This window comes from Melaminivora jejuensis, from assembly GCF_017811175.1.
In the GTDB taxonomy this organism is placed as follows: domain Bacteria; phylum Pseudomonadota; class Gammaproteobacteria; order Burkholderiales; family Burkholderiaceae_C; genus Melaminivora; species Melaminivora jejuensis.
The window spans coordinates 2,651,623-2,667,809 of record NZ_JACWIJ010000002.1 but is presented as its reverse complement, the minus strand read 5'-3'; the positions used below and the strand labels follow the sequence as shown (position 1 = coordinate 2,667,809).

The 16,187-nt window shown below is 64.9% G+C and carries 12 protein-coding genes; all 12 read right to left on the bottom strand.

Annotation, left to right across the window (positions count from 1 at the left end; genetic code table 11):
- Positions 1–48 precede the first annotated feature (48 nt).
- The 12 genes from IDM45_RS12535 to IDM45_RS12485 all read right to left on the bottom strand — a co-directional run bounded on the left by IDM45_RS12535 (position 49) and on the right by IDM45_RS12485 (position 16,126).
- Positions 49–2,880: an ATP-binding protein gene (locus tag IDM45_RS12535; RefSeq protein ID WP_209423136.1), complete on the bottom strand. Its 2,832-nt coding sequence runs from the start codon at positions 2,878–2,880 to the stop codon at positions 49–51.
- Positions 2,881–2,885: 5 nt separating this feature from the next.
- Positions 2,886–3,410 (bottom strand): hypothetical protein, encoded by a 525-nt coding sequence (locus IDM45_RS12530; RefSeq protein ID WP_209423135.1) that lies wholly within the window; start codon positions 3,408–3,410, stop codon positions 2,886–2,888.
- Complete coding sequence (locus IDM45_RS12525; RefSeq protein WP_209423134.1) at positions 3,397–4,455, bottom strand: AAA family ATPase; 1,059 nt, start codon at positions 4,453–4,455, stop codon at positions 3,397–3,399. The genes IDM45_RS12530 and IDM45_RS12525 overlap by 14 nt, the downstream gene beginning before the upstream one ends.
- 42 nt (positions 4,456–4,497) lie before the next feature.
- The gene (locus IDM45_RS12520) at positions 4,498–5,130 is read right to left on the bottom strand and encodes a DUF3226 domain-containing protein (protein ID WP_209423132.1); all 633 of its coding nucleotides are present in this window, start codon (positions 5,128–5,130) and stop codon (positions 4,498–4,500) included.
- Between the two features lie 2 nt (positions 5,131–5,132).
- Positions 5,133–6,263, bottom strand: coding sequence for an AAA family ATPase (locus IDM45_RS12515; protein ID WP_209423131.1), 1,131 nt, complete (start codon positions 6,261–6,263; stop codon positions 5,133–5,135).
- A gap of 72 nt (positions 6,264–6,335) precedes the next feature.
- Positions 6,336–7,427 (bottom strand): hypothetical protein, encoded by a 1,092-nt coding sequence (locus IDM45_RS17720; protein ID WP_233457502.1) that lies wholly within the window; start codon positions 7,425–7,427, stop codon positions 6,336–6,338.
- Between the two features lie 281 nt (positions 7,428–7,708).
- The gene (locus IDM45_RS17715) at positions 7,709–9,268 is read right to left on the bottom strand and encodes a DUF1156 domain-containing protein (RefSeq protein ID WP_232653947.1); all 1,560 of its coding nucleotides are present in this window, start codon (positions 9,266–9,268) and stop codon (positions 7,709–7,711) included.
- 34 nt (positions 9,269–9,302) lie between these two features.
- Positions 9,303–9,893, bottom strand: a complete 591-nt coding sequence (locus IDM45_RS12505) for a retron system putative HNH endonuclease (RefSeq protein ID WP_209423130.1) — start codon at positions 9,891–9,893, stop codon at positions 9,303–9,305.
- Positions 9,894–9,895: 2 nt separating this feature from the next.
- Positions 9,896–11,332 (bottom strand): AAA family ATPase, encoded by a 1,437-nt coding sequence (locus tag IDM45_RS12500; protein ID WP_209423129.1) that lies wholly within the window; start codon positions 11,330–11,332, stop codon positions 9,896–9,898.
- A 67-nt stretch (positions 11,333–11,399) separates the two neighbouring features.
- Positions 11,400–14,951, bottom strand: a complete 3,552-nt coding sequence (locus IDM45_RS12495; protein WP_209423128.1) for a helicase-related protein — start codon at positions 14,949–14,951, stop codon at positions 11,400–11,402.
- A 127-nt stretch (positions 14,952–15,078) separates the two neighbouring features.
- Entirely contained in the window at positions 15,079–15,852 is a 774-nt protein-coding gene (locus IDM45_RS12490; protein ID WP_209423127.1) for a class II glutamine amidotransferase, read from the bottom strand.
- Positions 15,853–15,865: 13 nt separating this feature from the next.
- A complete protein-coding gene (locus IDM45_RS12485) occupies positions 15,866–16,126 on the bottom strand; it encodes a cysteine-rich CWC family protein (protein WP_209423126.1) in 261 nt (86 codons plus the stop codon).
- Between the last annotated feature and the right edge of the window lie 61 nt (positions 16,127–16,187).

Genomic DNA, 16,187 nt, shown 5'->3' with positions numbered 1-16,187 from the left:
GAGGTTGAAGAAGAAAGGGCAGGCGGCGCGCCCCCTGGCGCGGCATCCTCAGTCGAACTCTGCGGTGCGAAACTTCAATACACCGCAGTTTTCCTTGACTGTGCGCTGCAGCCCCGCCTCAAAGCCCTCCGGCGCGTGCGCCTCGACCTCGATTGTCACGGTCACCTCCACGCCGACGCGCGCTGCGAAGTGCTGGACGACTTCATTGACGATGGTGGAGAAATCCATGGTCGCCGTGGTCGCATCCACCGCCACCGTGCCAAAGAAGCGCTGGGGCAGAGGCTGAGCCCCTTGCGTTGACGTCTCGCCCTGCTGGGTGCCCGCCACCTGCCGTCCTGTAGTCGAGGCCGCAGTCGTAGTCGAACCCCCGCGCAGCGGCTGCGTGTCCGCCTGCTCTGCCTGTTCGTGCTGCTGCTTGTCCAGCCTACGCTGGTGCTCCAGCGCCGCCACAGGGCTGATGAGCAGGCTGTTCGCGTCCAGCGTCACCAGCGCAGGCCGCCCGAACACGAATCCCTGCCAGCGCTCGCCGTCCTTGCCCGCCGCATAGGCAAAGCCATCGCGCGTAGCGCAGCCCGCCGTCACGGTCTGCACGAACACGTCGGCGTTCAGCAGGCGCGGCAGGTACAGGTACTGGCAGCTGTCCTGCCACACCTTCAGCGTCGAGACCTCGCTCACGCCATCCTTGAAATACCAGTCGCTGAGCACCCGGTTCAGATGCACCGGCGACCAGGCCGAGATCACCCATTCCTCCTCGTGCATTTTGGCCTCGATGGCCTCCACCAGGTTGGGGGCCGAGGCGGGCAGGCTCACAGCCTCCCAGCGCAGCACCAGCTTGCCGCGCGCCATCTCCTCGGTGGGCACCATCAGCCAGCGCCAGGTCTCGCGCACCATTTGTTTGAGGCTGTCTTCGGCGCTGTCCATGGCGCGTCTGGACTGGTCGGCCTGGTAGGTGCCCAAGTCCATGCGGCGGTTCTGCACGTCCTCGACGATGGAGCGCCACGCCAGAAAGGTGCGCGCCGCGTCGCGCAGGCGCTGCACGGCATCACCATCCGGCGCCAGGAACACCAGCCGGTTGCGCTTCAGGCGCGGCGCATCGCCGCGCTTTTCCAGCACCTCGGTGGCGGCCAGTAGGGCGGCGCCATCATCCTGCCGGCGGTAGCCTGCGCTGGGTGGCAGCACCACCAGCCGTGGCCCCAGCCCGAAGTCGTCCGGGATGTCTGCCGATGGCACGAACACATGGATGGCCGCGAAATGATTCCTCTTGGAGAACACCTGGTTCACCCGATCCTTGAGCAGCGGCAGCACATCCTCGGCGTCCTTCAGATGCGCCTTGCGCGCCTCCATCTCGCGGCGCAGGTTGGGCCGGGTGTCGAACCAGTAGCAGTCCTTCTCGCCGTACAGATAGTGCAGCCGGTCGCGCAGGCGGCGGATCACGTCCTCGTATGTGCCCACGGCCTGGCCAGGTTGCACGGCGCCCAGCAAAATGCCTTCCACACGAATGCCGCGCACCGCCTGCGCCGCGTTCGACGGCGCGCTGCCCAGAAACACCGTGCGCGCCACGCGCCGCGCGGCCTGTACGCTGCCAAAGCGCGTGTCGTGCCCGTCGATCTCGGCCGCAGCCGAGCGCGACCCGTCGATCTCGCTCTCGATCACCGGCTCCCAGCCGTTGGGCAGGTAGTGGATGCTCTTGCCGCGCACCACAGCATCGCCCAGCGGCAGCGTGCCGGGCATGATGAGCGCGTCCTTGTCGTTGCTGTTCCACAGTCGGTGGATGACGATGGCCAGGTACTGCAGCACTCCGCGCGTGCGCTGGAATTTGTCCAGCGTGGACCAGTCCTCGTACAGCCGGTCGAACACCTCGGGGTGAATCGGATACGCCTGCGCGATGCGCTCCTCGTAGCGCGCGTCCTGCGCCTCGGGCGGAAACTTCGCCGGGTGCTGGCGGTACAGCTCGCCGAACGCCCGCGCCGTGGCCTGGATCTGCGCCGCATCGCCGGCGTAGTCGAACAGCCTGCGCCGCACGATCTCGAACGCCTCCTGCGCCGCCACCGGCTTCCACACTGACTCGATGCGACCGAAGTATTTTTCCAGCACCGTGAGTGCGCGCTGGCCCTGCGTGCCCGCCGCCTCGGTTTCCGATTCGGGCAGGGAGGCTAGCAAGATGGCATTGGGCACGCCCTTCATGGCCTCGGTCAGCGCCTGGATGAAGGTGATGTTGCTGTCAAAGGTGCCACCGGGGTAGCTCTTGCCCGGCTCCAGTTGGCGCACGTAGGCCACCAGCTCATCGAGCAGCACCACGCAGGGCGCGGCGCGCTGCAGCAGCGTACTCAAGGCCTCCTTGCCCGGCGAGGTGCCCGCCCGGTCGGCATCGGCCAACAGCGCCAGGCCCTCGGCGCCCAGCAGTTGCACCGCCAGATCGCCCCACAGCGTATTTACCGTGATGCCGGCGTGCGAACGCGGCAGGCTGGGCGAGAACTTGATGCCGTCGATCACCGCCACCCGCGCCTGCGGCAGCGAGGTGATGCCCACCGTGTCCAGAATCGGCGGAATGCCCGCCAGCCGCTCGGTCGGGCACTGGCGGCTGGCCAGGTGATACACAGCCAGCAGCGTATGCGTCTTGCCGCCGCCAAAGGCCGTCTGCAACTGGATCACCGGGTCACCCCCGCGCCCCGACAGCCGCTCGGCCACGCTTTGCAGCAGCAGCCGCATGCCCTCGGTGATGAAGGTGCGGGCGAAGAATTTCTCCGCGTCCTGGTACTCGGGCGGCGCCGTGCCGGCATGTACCTGCGAGATGTCGGCGGCGAACTCGCTTTGCTTGAACGTGCCTTGCAGCACGTCCCTGTGGGGCTGGGCGACTTCGCGCCAGGGTTTGATGGTCATGTGTCTTATCCCTGAACCGTCCAGTGCATGTCGGGGCGGATAGTGCGCTGGTCTACCACGCAAGGGTGCGGGTCGACAGCGCCAAGCAACTGTTTGAGTTTGTGCAGCACATGGGCGCGGTCGATTGGCTTGGGGTGAAGCCTGGAGAGGCTGCGCGGCGTCTCCAGATGCAGTGCTACACGCAGGCGGCGCTTGCGCAACCACGCATCGGCCATGCGCTTTTCTTCGGCGTCATTGGCATGCAAGCGTGCGGAGACCAGACCCGCGAGCGTATCGCGCACCTTCAGCGCCACTTCCTTGGCCAAATCGCTGGGCTTGGTGCGGGCATGGATGCGGTAGTCCTTCACCTCGATCAACCAGGCAGTGTCCGCTGCCACGCAAACCATATCCACCGCTTTGTTGGCGCTGCCGCACGCATTGTTGAACTGGTTTCTGTAATGTGCCCAGTCATCGTATTTGCTGGCCTGGGCTGTGGCGGCGAAGGTGAAAGTCAGCCGGTCTTCCCGGATCGGGTTGTCAATCACGGGCATGCAGGCCCTCCGCCGCCAGGAATCGATCCGACTGGTGCAGCTCCTCGTCCAGCAACACCAGGGTCTGAATGTCGTAGAGATCCGCACTTTGCTCCAGTGCTGTGGCAGTCCCGGTCTCGCCCGCTTTCAAGGCAAAGTACCTCGGCTGGACGGCGTGCAAGGCGGGTTCTTGCAGCAGGATTTCCAACTCACGCATCAAAAACAGCGAATGCGTGGCAATGAAGACCTGGATGCCCTGCTGGCACAGCGCCAGGATGCTGCGCGCGATGACCTTGATGAGCTTAGGATTCAGGTTGGTTTCCGGTTCATCCCAGAGCAGGTAGCCCTTGTCCAGCAGCACACCCGTGCTGATCAAGCGCGCCAGCATGGCCAGTTTGCGCAGACCCTCGGCCACCAGCGGCATCTCCATGCTGCCCTCGCCGGGAATGCTCAGGTAGAACTCGCCAGTGCCCGAGTCCACCACCACCTTGCCACCCATGGCCTCTTCCAGGGGGGCGAGCAGCGCTGCGGCCTTTTTCTCGCGCGGCCCTTTGACGCTGGGCGCGCCCAGCAGCGAGACCGTGTCGCGCCAGCTTTCTTCAAAGCGCAGATGGAAGTTGTCGTACAGTGGGCCGAACCAGGGGCACAGCGTGACCAGTTCGCGGGTCGGGATATACGCCGGCGCCTGCTCCAAGGCTTGCGTCGGTGCCTTGTCCAGTTGCACCTCCGACTTGGCCTGAGACGCGAAGCTGAATGCGCACGACAGTGCCGCTTCGTGCATGTGCAACTGCACCTCGCAGCGCTCGCGGCCTTGCTTGCGCTTGGCCAGCCGCCCCAGCGCGTCGGGCCGAAACACCCCTACCAACTTCTCGGCATAGGCTTTCTGCAGCTCGGCCTTGGTCAGCTCGCGTGCATCGGCATTGACCTTCAACACGGCATACAAGAGCTTGAGCAACTGCGACTTGCCAAGTCCGTTCTCGCCCACGACCACGTTCAAGCTGGGCGAGAATTGGTAGGTGCCGTTCGGTAAGGGGCCGAAGTTCTGGATGTTCGCCTTTTTCAGCATGTCGCTCTTCCTTGGTGCGCGCGGGCGGCGCGGCTATGTACCTCAAATTTTCGCGCGCGGAAAAAACAGTCGCCTGAGCCAATCGGCGAATGCCTTGCCTGCCGGAAGATTGACGTCGAGATAGCGTGCGGTGATCGCCTGCCCATAAGGCTTGCCAGGCTCCTGCTGCCACGCCAGCCAGGTGTGCATCAGCACCTTCGGACGCTTCAACACCTCAAAGCGTGTTTGCGGCAACGTGCTGACTGCCTGTTCTGCATGCGAGAGCAAGGTGTCGCCAGCGGGCACCAGGAAACGCAGGAAGTCCTCCAGGATGCCCGGCGCCTGGTTATCCGGCATGAGCCAGACCCCCACCCTGGGCAACAGGCTGTCTGCTGGCGGCTCGAAAACACCGCCCTGTGGATCAGGGTGCCCGCCGATGTTTTGATAGCCCGCAGATTGAAGCCGGCTGGACAGCGCCTGCCACCGCGCGCCCAGGTCGGTATCGGCGTCCAGGACGATACCCAGCACCGCCAGGTCGCTCTCCTTGAGCTTGACGGGCAACGTGTCAAGCAGCGGATCCTTGCCCTCCTGCGGCTCGATCCGGTCGATCACTCCCAGGTCAAAGCGACCGCAAATATTCTTGACCACATGCTCGTCATCCCGGCCTTCGACCAACAGCACCCGTTTGCCCTGCATGGTCAGCGCACCTCGATGTCGTTGCGAGTGGCAATTGCCAACTCGCGTTCATCGAACACGGTTGCTGCCACCGTGTCGGCCTGACGGGTCAGGCGAAGCAGCAAGCCGTCCTGCGGGCTTTCGGTGGCGGCCTCCTGAAAGGCCTGCACACAATCGCGGCTGTGCGTCGTGGCGAAAACCTGCACATTGAACTCTGAAGCCAACCGGAAAATCGTCGCCCAGATAGACGCCTGCACGGAGTAGTGCAGGCCGTTTTCGAACTCATCAATCAGCAGCACGCCATTTCTCGCATTGCACAGCGAAAGCACGATGCCGAACAGCCGGTTCACGCCGTCGCCGAAAGTGCGCAAAGGCACGGGCGAATCGAATTGCCGACTCTTGACGATAGCCGTGCGTGCAAGCAGGCGCGGCCCATCGCTGCCGATCATCGAAATTCCTTCGATGTCGGGCGAGATCAACTGCAACGCCTTGAGCACTTCGTCCTGCGCATCGGTCAGGGCTACAGCGTCCCACAAAACGCCAAGCTGGCCGGTAGACCGTGAACTGAAGGGGTCGAGATACACGCAGCGCACAGGTTCCTGTCCACTATCTCCCAGGCTCAACCCCAGCGGGCGCCGAACGAGCCCGCGACGGTACAGGGGAACGACACGCCGGCGCTCGCCCACTGCCAGTTCCAGGGCGGGCACGCCGGGCGCATCGCCAAACAAGTCCTCCACAACCCTGTAGCGAACCGTGCCGCGTTCCGGATCTTCTTGCTGGACTGCCCAACGCGCCGTCGCCAGCAGGGACGACTGGCTGGGTGGCAGCAGCCCCGTTGCCTGGATGGAAAAGCTGGCCGACCGAGCACTGAGGTCTGGAAAGCCCGTGAACAAACTGCGGTAGGGGCCGAAATCCAGACCAACCAGTTCACGCCGGGCTTCGCCCGCTTCGTTGGTTTCCTCGCGATAGTTCAGGATGGCTTGCAAGGTATCCAGCGCGCCGCCGGTTACCAGAATGCGCACTGCCTCCAGCAGCGAAGATTTGCCCGCATTGTTTTTGCCCGTGACCAGGTTGACTTTGCCGAACCCGGAGACGCGCAATTCCTTGAAGCCGCGGAAGCCCTTGACTGCAATGTTTTCAATGAATTCGGACATGGCCTTCTCCTGCCCGCATCGGGTCTTTCACAAACGGCAGACCGGTGGATTTTGGCCCACGCACGAGCGGATTCATGCCTCAAACCCCAACTGCTCCCCGCGCGGCCCCTGCTCGCGGCTGGCGGCCAGCACGGCGTGCCAGGCGGTGATGAGTTCGTTGTAGGCGCGGGCGTCTTCGGCCCATTTTTTGCGCTCGCACAGGGTGTAGAGGTGATAGGCCAGTTGGCGCACGGGCTCGGCCTTGTCGGGCATGGCGGCCAGCAGGGCACCGGCTGCCGCTTCGCCTTGGGTGTTGAGGGCGCGAATCAGGTGGTGCGTGGCTTCCCACACGGGGGCGCGGTGGTCGGTGGCGGGGTTCCAGCCGGTGGGGTAGTCGGCCCAGCGCAGCAGGCGCACTTTGCCAGCACCGCTTTGCACCACGCCGGCTTCGGCCACACCGGCCACGCTGGTGCCTTTGCCACGGGCCAGCACATCGGCCTCGCCAAACGGGCCTTCATCCCAGCCGTATTGCTCGAACCAGCTGTTGGCAAACAGGGTGTCGGCGTCAAAGCTGCCCGCGTCGGGCGTGAGGTACTCGGTGATTTCGCGGTTAATCAGCACCAGCGCATCGTGTACGCGCATGGGCGTGCCGTCTTGGTTGAGAACCGCCGCGTACTGGCTGTAGATGGCCATGCCGGGGCCAATGGCGGCCTGGGCCAGATCGACCGGGGCAATGGGGCTTTGGCCGCTGGTGCCGCCAATCATGGTTTCCAGCGCCTCGGGCAGCTGCTCGCGCAACTGGCGCTGGAACTCGCGGCGGCTGATGGTCTCGGCGGCGGTATCGCGCGGGCGGCAGACCAGCACGATGCTGGAGGCCAGGGCGTTGGTGCCAATGCCGATGGAGCGCGCATCGCGTTCTGTGCGCATGGGCCAGGTGCCTGTCAGGGTGAAACCGGCGCGCAGCACTGCTTCCAAAAACGTCTCCCAGCCAGTGCTGTGGGTGCCGTCGCCCTCGGAGGTATCGCTTTGCTTGAAGGCGTAGTAGATGGTGACCGGAAAGGCTGGGTGCGCCTGCGCGGCCAGGTTGTGCATGGCGGCCGTCATGCCGTCCAGAAAAAACACCTCCGCCGCCTGCTTGCTACCGTGGCGGTAGGGCGTGGCAATCAGTTCTTCGGCCTTGGGCACGGCCAGCGTGGCGTAGAGATTCGGGAAGATAGGCCGCAGGCTGCGGCGCAGCCAGACGTAGAAGAAATCGGACAGGTCGGCGTAGCCAATGTTGTCGTAATACGGCGGATCGGTGGAAATGACTTTGTTCGCACTAACTTTTTGTGTTTGCGCATCAGCTTGTCGGACTTGACCCTGCGGCTTTGCTCCTAACGCTGAGAAAGCTCGGGCAATACCTGAGACAGAAACGCCAATGTCACCTGCTGCTTCGGCAAAAACATTGATTTCTGCGTAGTCCCAAATCATCGGCAACGCTTGCCGACCAAATGTCGTTTTTGCTTGGTCGCGTGTTGGACTCCATGCAACCAAGGAGCTGTTGTAGTCAGTAGTTTTATCAACGGCAATGCCCAAATACACCCCCACCGCCTCCGCATACGCCGTGGCGCCGTTGCCGCCCGCATCCAGCCCGCGGCCATGCCGGCGGCCAGGGCGTCGGCGCGGATGCGGGCGATGGCTTCGGGCACCAGGTCGGAAAACGTGGTCAGCGCCACCAGTTGGCGCGGGGTGAATAGGTCGCCGTACACATCCAAGCCGTAGTTGGAAACATTGACGCGGCATTTGCCATGCAAAGGTGTTTCAGGCCGCCAAGTGGGTGCTGCTGCGCTGGCAATGGCATCTTGTTCTGGCGTCGGCGCGAGGTAAATACGTCCGCGTGCCCCTTCAGCCACGATGGCCATCAGTTTCGCCCCCATACGCCCGGCAGCACCTTCGGCCCGGATGTATTTGTAATCCATGGGCGAACCAGACATCAGGCAGGTAAAGCCTGCGCGCTTGCCCGCTGTCGTTCCAGCCTTGGCACTCTCCGGCGGCTTGCCCGTGCGCACCTCAAAACGGTAGCCGTCGCCCTCCACCACCGGCTCCACCCAGGCTTCCTTGCCCGCCTTGCTGCTCAAGATAAAGCTGCTGGCGAGAGGAACATCCACATGGCTAAAAGCCGGGTTGGGGCTTTTCACGGTGCGCGCCCACAGCCAAGCAATCACCGTTAGTTCTTGGCCCGCTTGCAATCCAGTCAGTCCGGCGTTTTGATGGTCTTTTTGGCCTCTAGCGCTTACTGAGTAAGCGCTAGCAGCTAGCATTTCAGGAGTAATTTGCACCGTCGGATACAGGTGACCCATGCGCTGCTGGGCCTGCTCGCGCATCCAGGCGCCGTAGCGGCGCACGTCTTCGGCCAGGCCGCGTGCGCCGCTCCAGTCTTCAAAGGCGTTTTTGGTGGCGCGTTTGGTGCCACGCTCGGCCTCAATCTGCGGCCCTACCGGCGCGCGGCCCGCAAAGCGCGGCGGGATTTCAATCATGGCCTTGTTGATGGTGACGGCCACGGGGTTCAGGTCAGAGGCGTGGCTTTCCAGCCCCAGGCGCTGCGCTTCCAGTGGCAGCGCACCCCCACCGGCAAACGGGTCGTGGAAGGCAGGCAGCACTTCGGGGTCAAAGCCGGGCTTGCCTTTATTCAGCTCGCAGGTTTCGCGCCAGCTTTTGGCAATGGCGGCGCGGGCGCGGGCCAGCACTTCTTCGTTGTTGGTGTTTTCCCATTTCACCAAGTCGCGCAGGATCTGGAACAGCTCCTCGCGCTCGGCATCGGCCTGGGCGCGCGTCTTGCCGGCGTAGTAGCCACGCTCGCCGCCGGGGTCGTTGACCATCTGCGCAAAGATGACGGCGCGCGCTGCGGCCAGCGGGCGGCGCGCCCACCACAGGTGCAGCGTGCTGGGGTGGCCGTGGCGGATAGACTTTTCGCGGGCGGAGGCGGCGTTGATGTCATCCAGTGGCAGGGCGACTTCGATGAGTTTCTTGGGTGTGCGGATGGACATGGAAAGCGGCCAGGCGGGAAGGCGCAGAGGCGGTTCACAGCACCGTGGCCAGCATGTGGCGATAGGGTGCTGTCTGCAAAAAGGTGTGGATGTCGGCAGGGGCCTGCTGCAACACGGCCAGCGCACTGCGCAGCCAGCGCTGGCGTTCATCGACAAGGTTGGAGTCGGCGTTCAGGCCCAGCATGTCGAGAGTGCGGCCCACGAGTCGCTGCTGCTTTTGGCTCAGGCCAGCGATGGGTTCGATGGTGCCGTCGGTGGACAGCGTCCACTGCGTGTTGCAGCCAGGGCCTGGCTCGATGGGCAGCAGGCCGTTGCCCTTTTTTTGGCCGCAGGTCTTGGGGTGGATGCAGCTGTGGGCGTAGTTGGTGTAGGCAAAGCACAGGTGGGGGTGGCCGTTGCCCCCCGCTTTGGGCTTGATGTGCTCCACCTGTCCACTCGTTGGTTCCAACGGGCTTTCGCAATAGACGCACAGGCCACCTTGATCGTGGTTCAGGTCAGCCTTGACGGCTCGTTTGACCGAGGCGAAGGCCGCGCTGTCGAAATCGGCCACGGCTGCGCCGGGGTGGGCCGCGATGAATGCGGCCAGCGCCGGGGTGGGGTGGGCGCGGTGTTGCAGCTCCACCATGGTCAGCTCGCCCCGCTGGCTTTGCGTGCGGCCAGAAAGCGCCAGGTGGTGAGGTCGCTTTCATGGAACTGATAACCGGCCTTGTCCAGCGAGGTGCGCAGGGTGGTGGCCGCTTCAGTGTGTTCCTGCCCCGCACGCACGAGTTGCTCGTAGTGCCGGATGTGGTCTTGCAGTGGCAGCGGCGGCTCACGGTGTGTGAGCATGATCTTGGCCAGCGCGTCGCCCGATTCGTGGGCCAGTGGGCTGAAGTCGGGCGTCTGGACGGTCATGCCGCCTTGCTCGTCCCGCGACAGGACGCGGATGTTGGCGGCGGGCACCGTCGTCAGCACCTGCGGGCTATGGGTGGTGACGATGAATTGCGTGAGCGGGAAGGTGCGCATCAAGTCACCGAGCACACGCTGCTGCCAAGTAGGGTGCAGGTGTAGGTCGATTTCGTCCACCAGCATGATGGCTGGGGCGCTCATGGCCAGGGTCAGGGCAAAAGGAGCGTGGTCGTCCGCTTCCTGCAGCGGGTGGAGGCCGATCAGCGAGGCCGATGCAGCCGTGATCTGGTCATAAGCAAAGTCGCTATCGCGTGCCAGATGCGGATTGGCCGTTGCCAGTCGGCGGGCAAAGTCCATGGCCAGCGCCAACATGCTTTGGTAGCCCTGGCTCAACTGGCTGACCAGCAAGGTGGCGCCATCGCTGGTGCGCTCCAGGGTGAACTTGTGCCGGGCATTGAAGTGCGGGTTCTCATACGCGCCGCCCAGCAGCGACACCACGGTGGCGCGCACAGCCTCCAAAGAAGCAAAGGGCATGTAGTCGCGCGCCAGCCGGCCTTTGTTGTCGCGCAGCTCGGCAGATTCCTCCTGATCGAACCAGGCCAGCATTTCCCGGAAGTCGCTGCGTGGATTGAGGCAGTCCACCAGGGCCGAGGTGGGATACGCGTAGTTGTGCTTGGCCGAGCGCAGGCGCTGCGGCACTTCAATGTGGCCCCGGCTGGCACCGTAGTAGGCAAAGACTGGGGTCAGGGCCGGGGTGTTGGTTCGGTAGCTGGCCGTGATGGCGTGCAGGTACTGCTTGAGCTCCCCTTCTCCCCAGATTTGGACTGGCTTGGCGCCTGGTGTGGTGCCGGAGGGGCGCCAGTAATCCCAGTGCAAACCATTGTCCAGTGTGTTCATGAGCTGCGCGTAATCGGCAGCGGCCCAATATGCGCTGCCGCGTGTACTGGTCAAGGGCTGGAGGCGAAAGTCCGTGTCCGAGATGCCGCGGCCACTGAGGCGCTGATTGGCAGACGACAGGTGGGTCAGCACCGGCGTCAAGCTGCTGGCGATGCCATCGAGCACAGCAGTCTTGCCGGCGCCGTTTTCACCCACGATCACGGTCAGGCGTGGGTGCAAGTCCAGTGTCAGGGACTCGAAGCAGCGAAAGTTGTTCAGGGTGACGGATTGCAAACGCATGGTGCAGCAGCTTGGGTTGCACGCACAGTTGCGGCGGCGCCGATTGTCGCCCTTATTAACACAATGTTTAGGCTACTGGGGCTTTTGCCTGGCTGTAGTAATGCTGCGGCGTGCAGGCACGCTGCAGCAGCAGCCCCAAGTCCAGGTTCTTGCTCGCCTCGGCCCAGTCTGGCTCTTGGGTGAAGGGAGCGTGGATATAGAGCACCGACTCGGCCTGATCGCCGTCCACGACCACCACGGCCAGCACAAATTTTTCTTTCTGATTCAGTCCATAGCGGATTTCGTTGGCTGTGACGGTGACAGTGTCCTGGCCCTTGGCGCGGCCCTTGACTTCGATGTGGCGCTGCAGCGGCAGGCCCTCCGGCTGGTCGATGGTGGCGGTGATGTCCCAGCCGCATTTGTCCGCCGAAACGTCTTTGGTGTGATGGCCCAGGGCGTGCTCGGCATCGAACACGGCCTGCATGGCGATGCGCTCGATGCGCGCGCGGGCGGCGGCGTCGGCGCTGAAGCCGGGCGCGCCGCGCGTGGCCAGCAAGCCCGCCGGGACGACCAGCGCGCCGCCGATGACGTGCGGCGTGCCGGAGGCGACGTGCTGCATGGCCTGCAGCTCGGCGCTGCGCTGCTTCAGGCGCGCGCTCAGCTCTTCCGCGCGGCGGCGGGCGTTGTCGGGCTGCATGCGGGGCTGCTTGCCGGCGCGCACGTCCAGATCGAGCTTGATGGCGCGGTCGGACCAGTACTGGATTTCCTTGACCAGCCGGTCGCGCACGGCAGCAAGCTGCTTGGTGGCCTGGCGCTGGCGGCGGCTGGCAATTTCCGCCGTGTGCTCGGGCACCAGATGCTGCACGGCATAAGCCTGGGCGCGCGACTCGATGTGCTGGCTGACCCAGTCGGCGCGCAGCACGTCGGCCACCTGCTCGGTCTGCGCGGGCGTGAGGGGCAGCAGGTCGAGGTGGCGCGCGAACGGGGCTGGCGCGGCGTAGCCGTCCGGCGTCATCTCGACGAATTGCAGGCGGCGCGAGATGTCGCGCGTGGCACCCGCGCCATCGGCGGCGGCTTCGCGCACGCTGTGGTCGAGCATGAACAGCACGCGCGGCGTGGTGCCGGCGTCGTGCGGGTCGAGCAGCACGGCGCCGCGCTTGAGCAGGCTGCGGTGGCTGGACAGAACCAGGTCGGTCACGGCGGCCATCAGCGGGTGGCCGGGGTGGATCAGCTCGGCCGTGGGCTTGCCGTGAAGGGTGCGGCGCTCGCGGTCGAAACAGATGCGTTCGTATTTCTTGAGCACCGGCGTGCGGCTGTGGCCGATGACGCGGTCGCGCTCGATCACGTCGGCGGGTACATGGCGCACTTCGTAGCGGCCCGCCTCGCGCTCGCGCAATTCGCCCCCTACCAGCCGAAACGCCTCGCGGAAGAAAGCGCTGATGAAGTGCGGCTGCAGCTTGCGCGCCTCGGCCTTGTCCATCTCCTCGCGGATGGCATACAGGTCGGCCAGGCTCATGTGGTTGTCCACGAGGGCGTTGCGCGCCATCAAATTCTTCAGGTGCTGGGTGTCCAGCGCCTGGCCGATGACCTGCTCCATGCGGGCGCGGGTTTCGGGCTGCTCGCCGTAGCGGATGGCGTCGATCAGCAGGTCTTTGAGCGAAATGTTGTCGAACGCCTCGCCCAGCACGTTGAAGACGCGCCCGCCCAGCGCCTGGTGCTCGACGGCGAGCTTGTCCAGCAGGGTCTTGAAGACCTCACCCTCGCGGGTTTGCGCGGCCACCAGGTTCCACAGGTGACAGACTTCGCGTTGGCCGATGCGGTGGATGCGGCCAAAGCGCTGCTCCATGCGATTGGGGTTCCACGGCAGGTCGTAGTTGACCATCAGGTTGGCGTTTTGCAGGTTGACGCCTTCGCCGGCAGCGTCGGTGGCCACGAGCACCAGCACATCGGGGTCGTTGCGAAAGGCTTCCTGAGTTTTGCGCCGGTCATCGCGATTCGTGCCGCCATGGATGGTGACTACCGCCTCATGGCTGCCCAGGGTGTCGCGGATGCGCAGCAGCAAATAGTTCAGCGTGTCGCGATGCTCGGTGAAGACGATGAGCTTGCGTCGGCGCCCGCCGGTGGTGCGCATTTCGGGCCGGTCTTGCAGCAGGCGCGAGAACTCTTCCCACTTGCGGTCGCTGCGCGACTGCACCACGCTGGCGGCGGCGGCCTCCAGGTCTTGCAGGATCGCGATTTCCGTCTGCAGCTCGGGGATGGTCTCCGACGCCGTGGCCTGATCCACCACCTGGTCGGCGACGGCTTCGTATTCGTCGGCGGACAGCTCGTCCTGCGCATCGTACAAATCCTCGGGCAAGTCCAACCGGCGGCGTACCACGTATTCGCCCAGGTTCTCGCGCAGCACGTCGGCGCGTGCCTGCAACTGCACTTCGTCGAGCCGCGCCTGCAGCTTCTTGCGCCGGCGCGTGAGCGATGTGTAGATGGCCTGCGGGCTGGAGGCCAGGCGGCGCTGCAACTGCGTGAGCGCAAAGCCCACCGTGCCCTTGCGCTTGCCGTCCAGCCGGTCGGCGCGGTTCATCTCGTTGCGCACATAGTCGGTCACCTGGTCGTACAGCAGCACTTCGGCGTCCGACAGCGTGTAGTTGACGGTGTAGGCGCAGCGCTCGGGGAACAGGGGACGACCGTCAAAGCGCAGCAGCTCTTCCTTGACCATGCGACGCATCATGTCGGTGATGTCCACTTTGTGCGCACCCTCGCGGAACTTGCCGTAGAAGCGGTCGCCATCGAGCAGCGACATGAAGAGCTGGAAGTCCTCCTCCTTGCCGTTGTGTGGCGTGGCGGTCATGAGCAGGTAGTGACGCGTCAGGCCGCCCAGAAATTTGCCCAGCTTGAAGCGGCCCGTTTCGTTGACCTTGTTGCCAAAGTAGCTGGCCGACATCTTGTGCGCCTCGTCCACCACGATCAAATCCCACTCGGTCTGCGCCAGCAGGTGTTGATAGTCGTCATTGCGCGAGAGCTGATCGAGCCGGGCGATTAAGCAGTCTTGCTCGGCAAAATAGTTGCGGCTGCGGCACTGTTCTTGCTTTTCGCGGCTGAACAGCTCGAAGTCCAGGCCGAATTTTTCGTGCAGCTCGTCCTGCCACTGCTCGGTCAGCGAGCCGGGGGAGACGATGAGCACGCGCCGGGCATCGGCACGCAACATCATCTCGCGGATCAACAATCCTGCCATGACGGTCTTGCCAGCGCCTGGGTCGTCGGCCAGCACGAAGCGCAGCGGCTGGCGCGGCAGCATGGCTTCGTACACGGCGGAAATCTGGTGCGGCAGCGGCTCGACGTTGGAGGTGTGCACGGCCATCAGCGGGTCGAACAGGTGCGCCAGGCTGATGCGATAGGCTTCCAGCGCCAGCTTGAAGGCGGCGGGGTCGGCGTCGAAGGCCCAGGCCTTGCCGGCAACGGCGAGCACAAGGCGGTATTCGTCCTGGCGAAAGAGGATCTGCTCGTCGAGTTTGCCCTGGCCGTTGCGGTAGGCCACCAGGCGCGCATCGAGGCCGATGGCCTCGACGTTGACGACCTTGACCACCTCGCCCGGCACCAAGCCGGTGAGCTGCGCATCCTTGGTGATTTCTTCGAGTCTGAGCATGGGCGCTGACTGCCTGCTGGTCTGCGGGGAGGGCTGCGGGCGCGTGAGGCCTGGCTCAGGCGGGCGGCATGGGCCGGCGTGCTCTCAGGCGCTCCAGGCTTCGTGACAAAACGATTCAGTCTAGCAGTCAGGCTGCGGCAGGTAGCCGCCGCCCCTGCACGAACACGGCCAGCTCCCCCGGCGCAAACGCCGTCCACTGCTCGTTGCTGGTCAGGGGCGCGGTGGCGATGACGGCCACGCAGTCCTGCGGCGTGGTCAGCGGGGCAAAGTCCACCTGCAAGTCCTCATCGGCCAGCCGTGCTACAGCGAACGGGTGGCGGCGCTCTATCCAGTGCAGGTGTGTGCTGGCGTGCGCCCACAGGGCGTGGCCGTTGGACAGCAGGAAGTTGAAGGTGCCGTGCGGCGCAATGCGCGCGGCCAGGTCGCGCAGCGTCAGCGTCAGCTCCTGCACCGGCGGCAGGCTGGCGTGGCTCTTGGCCAGCTCCTGCATGATCCAGCAGAAGGCGTGTTCGCTGTCCGTGCTGCCCACCGGGCGGAAGTGCCCGTGCAGGCGCGGGCGGAAGTCCTTCAGATCGCCGTTGTGGGCAAAGACCCAGTAGCTGCCCCACAGCTCGCGCACGTAGGGGTGGCAGTTCTCCAGGCTCACGGCTCCTTGAGTGGCCTTGCGGATGTGAGCGATGACGTTGCAGCTCTTGATGGGGTAGCGGCGTATCAGCTCGGCCACGGGCGAGTCGATGGCGCGCTGGTGATCGACGAAGTGGCGCACACCGCGCCCCTCGAAAAAGGCGATGCCCCAGCCGTCGGTGTGATCGGCCGTACCCCCGGCGCGCTGGGCGAAGCCGGTGAAACTGAAGGTCACGTCCGTGGGCGTGTTGGCGTTCATGCCGAGGAGCTGGCACATGGTCGGGCGGGGATCAGGGGGCGGATGAGGGCGGAGGCGGGGCCGGGCCGATCTTATCGGCCACTGGCGCAGCAGCCCCCTGGGCGCAGGCCGGACAGATGCAGGCCCGGCCACGCTGCTCGGGCGCCAGCCGCGCCAGCGCGGCGCGCGACACCGGGGCGCTCATGCACCAGCAGCCTTGCGCCGGCAGGCCGGCGGTGATGGCGCAGGTGTTGGGCTGGCCGCATAAGGGGCAGCAGGTGGCATCGGGTGCGGGCGCAGCAGAGGCAGACATGGCCGGCAGTGTAGAGGGCAGGAAAAACGGCACCCGCAGGTGCCGTCTGTGCCATTTGCAT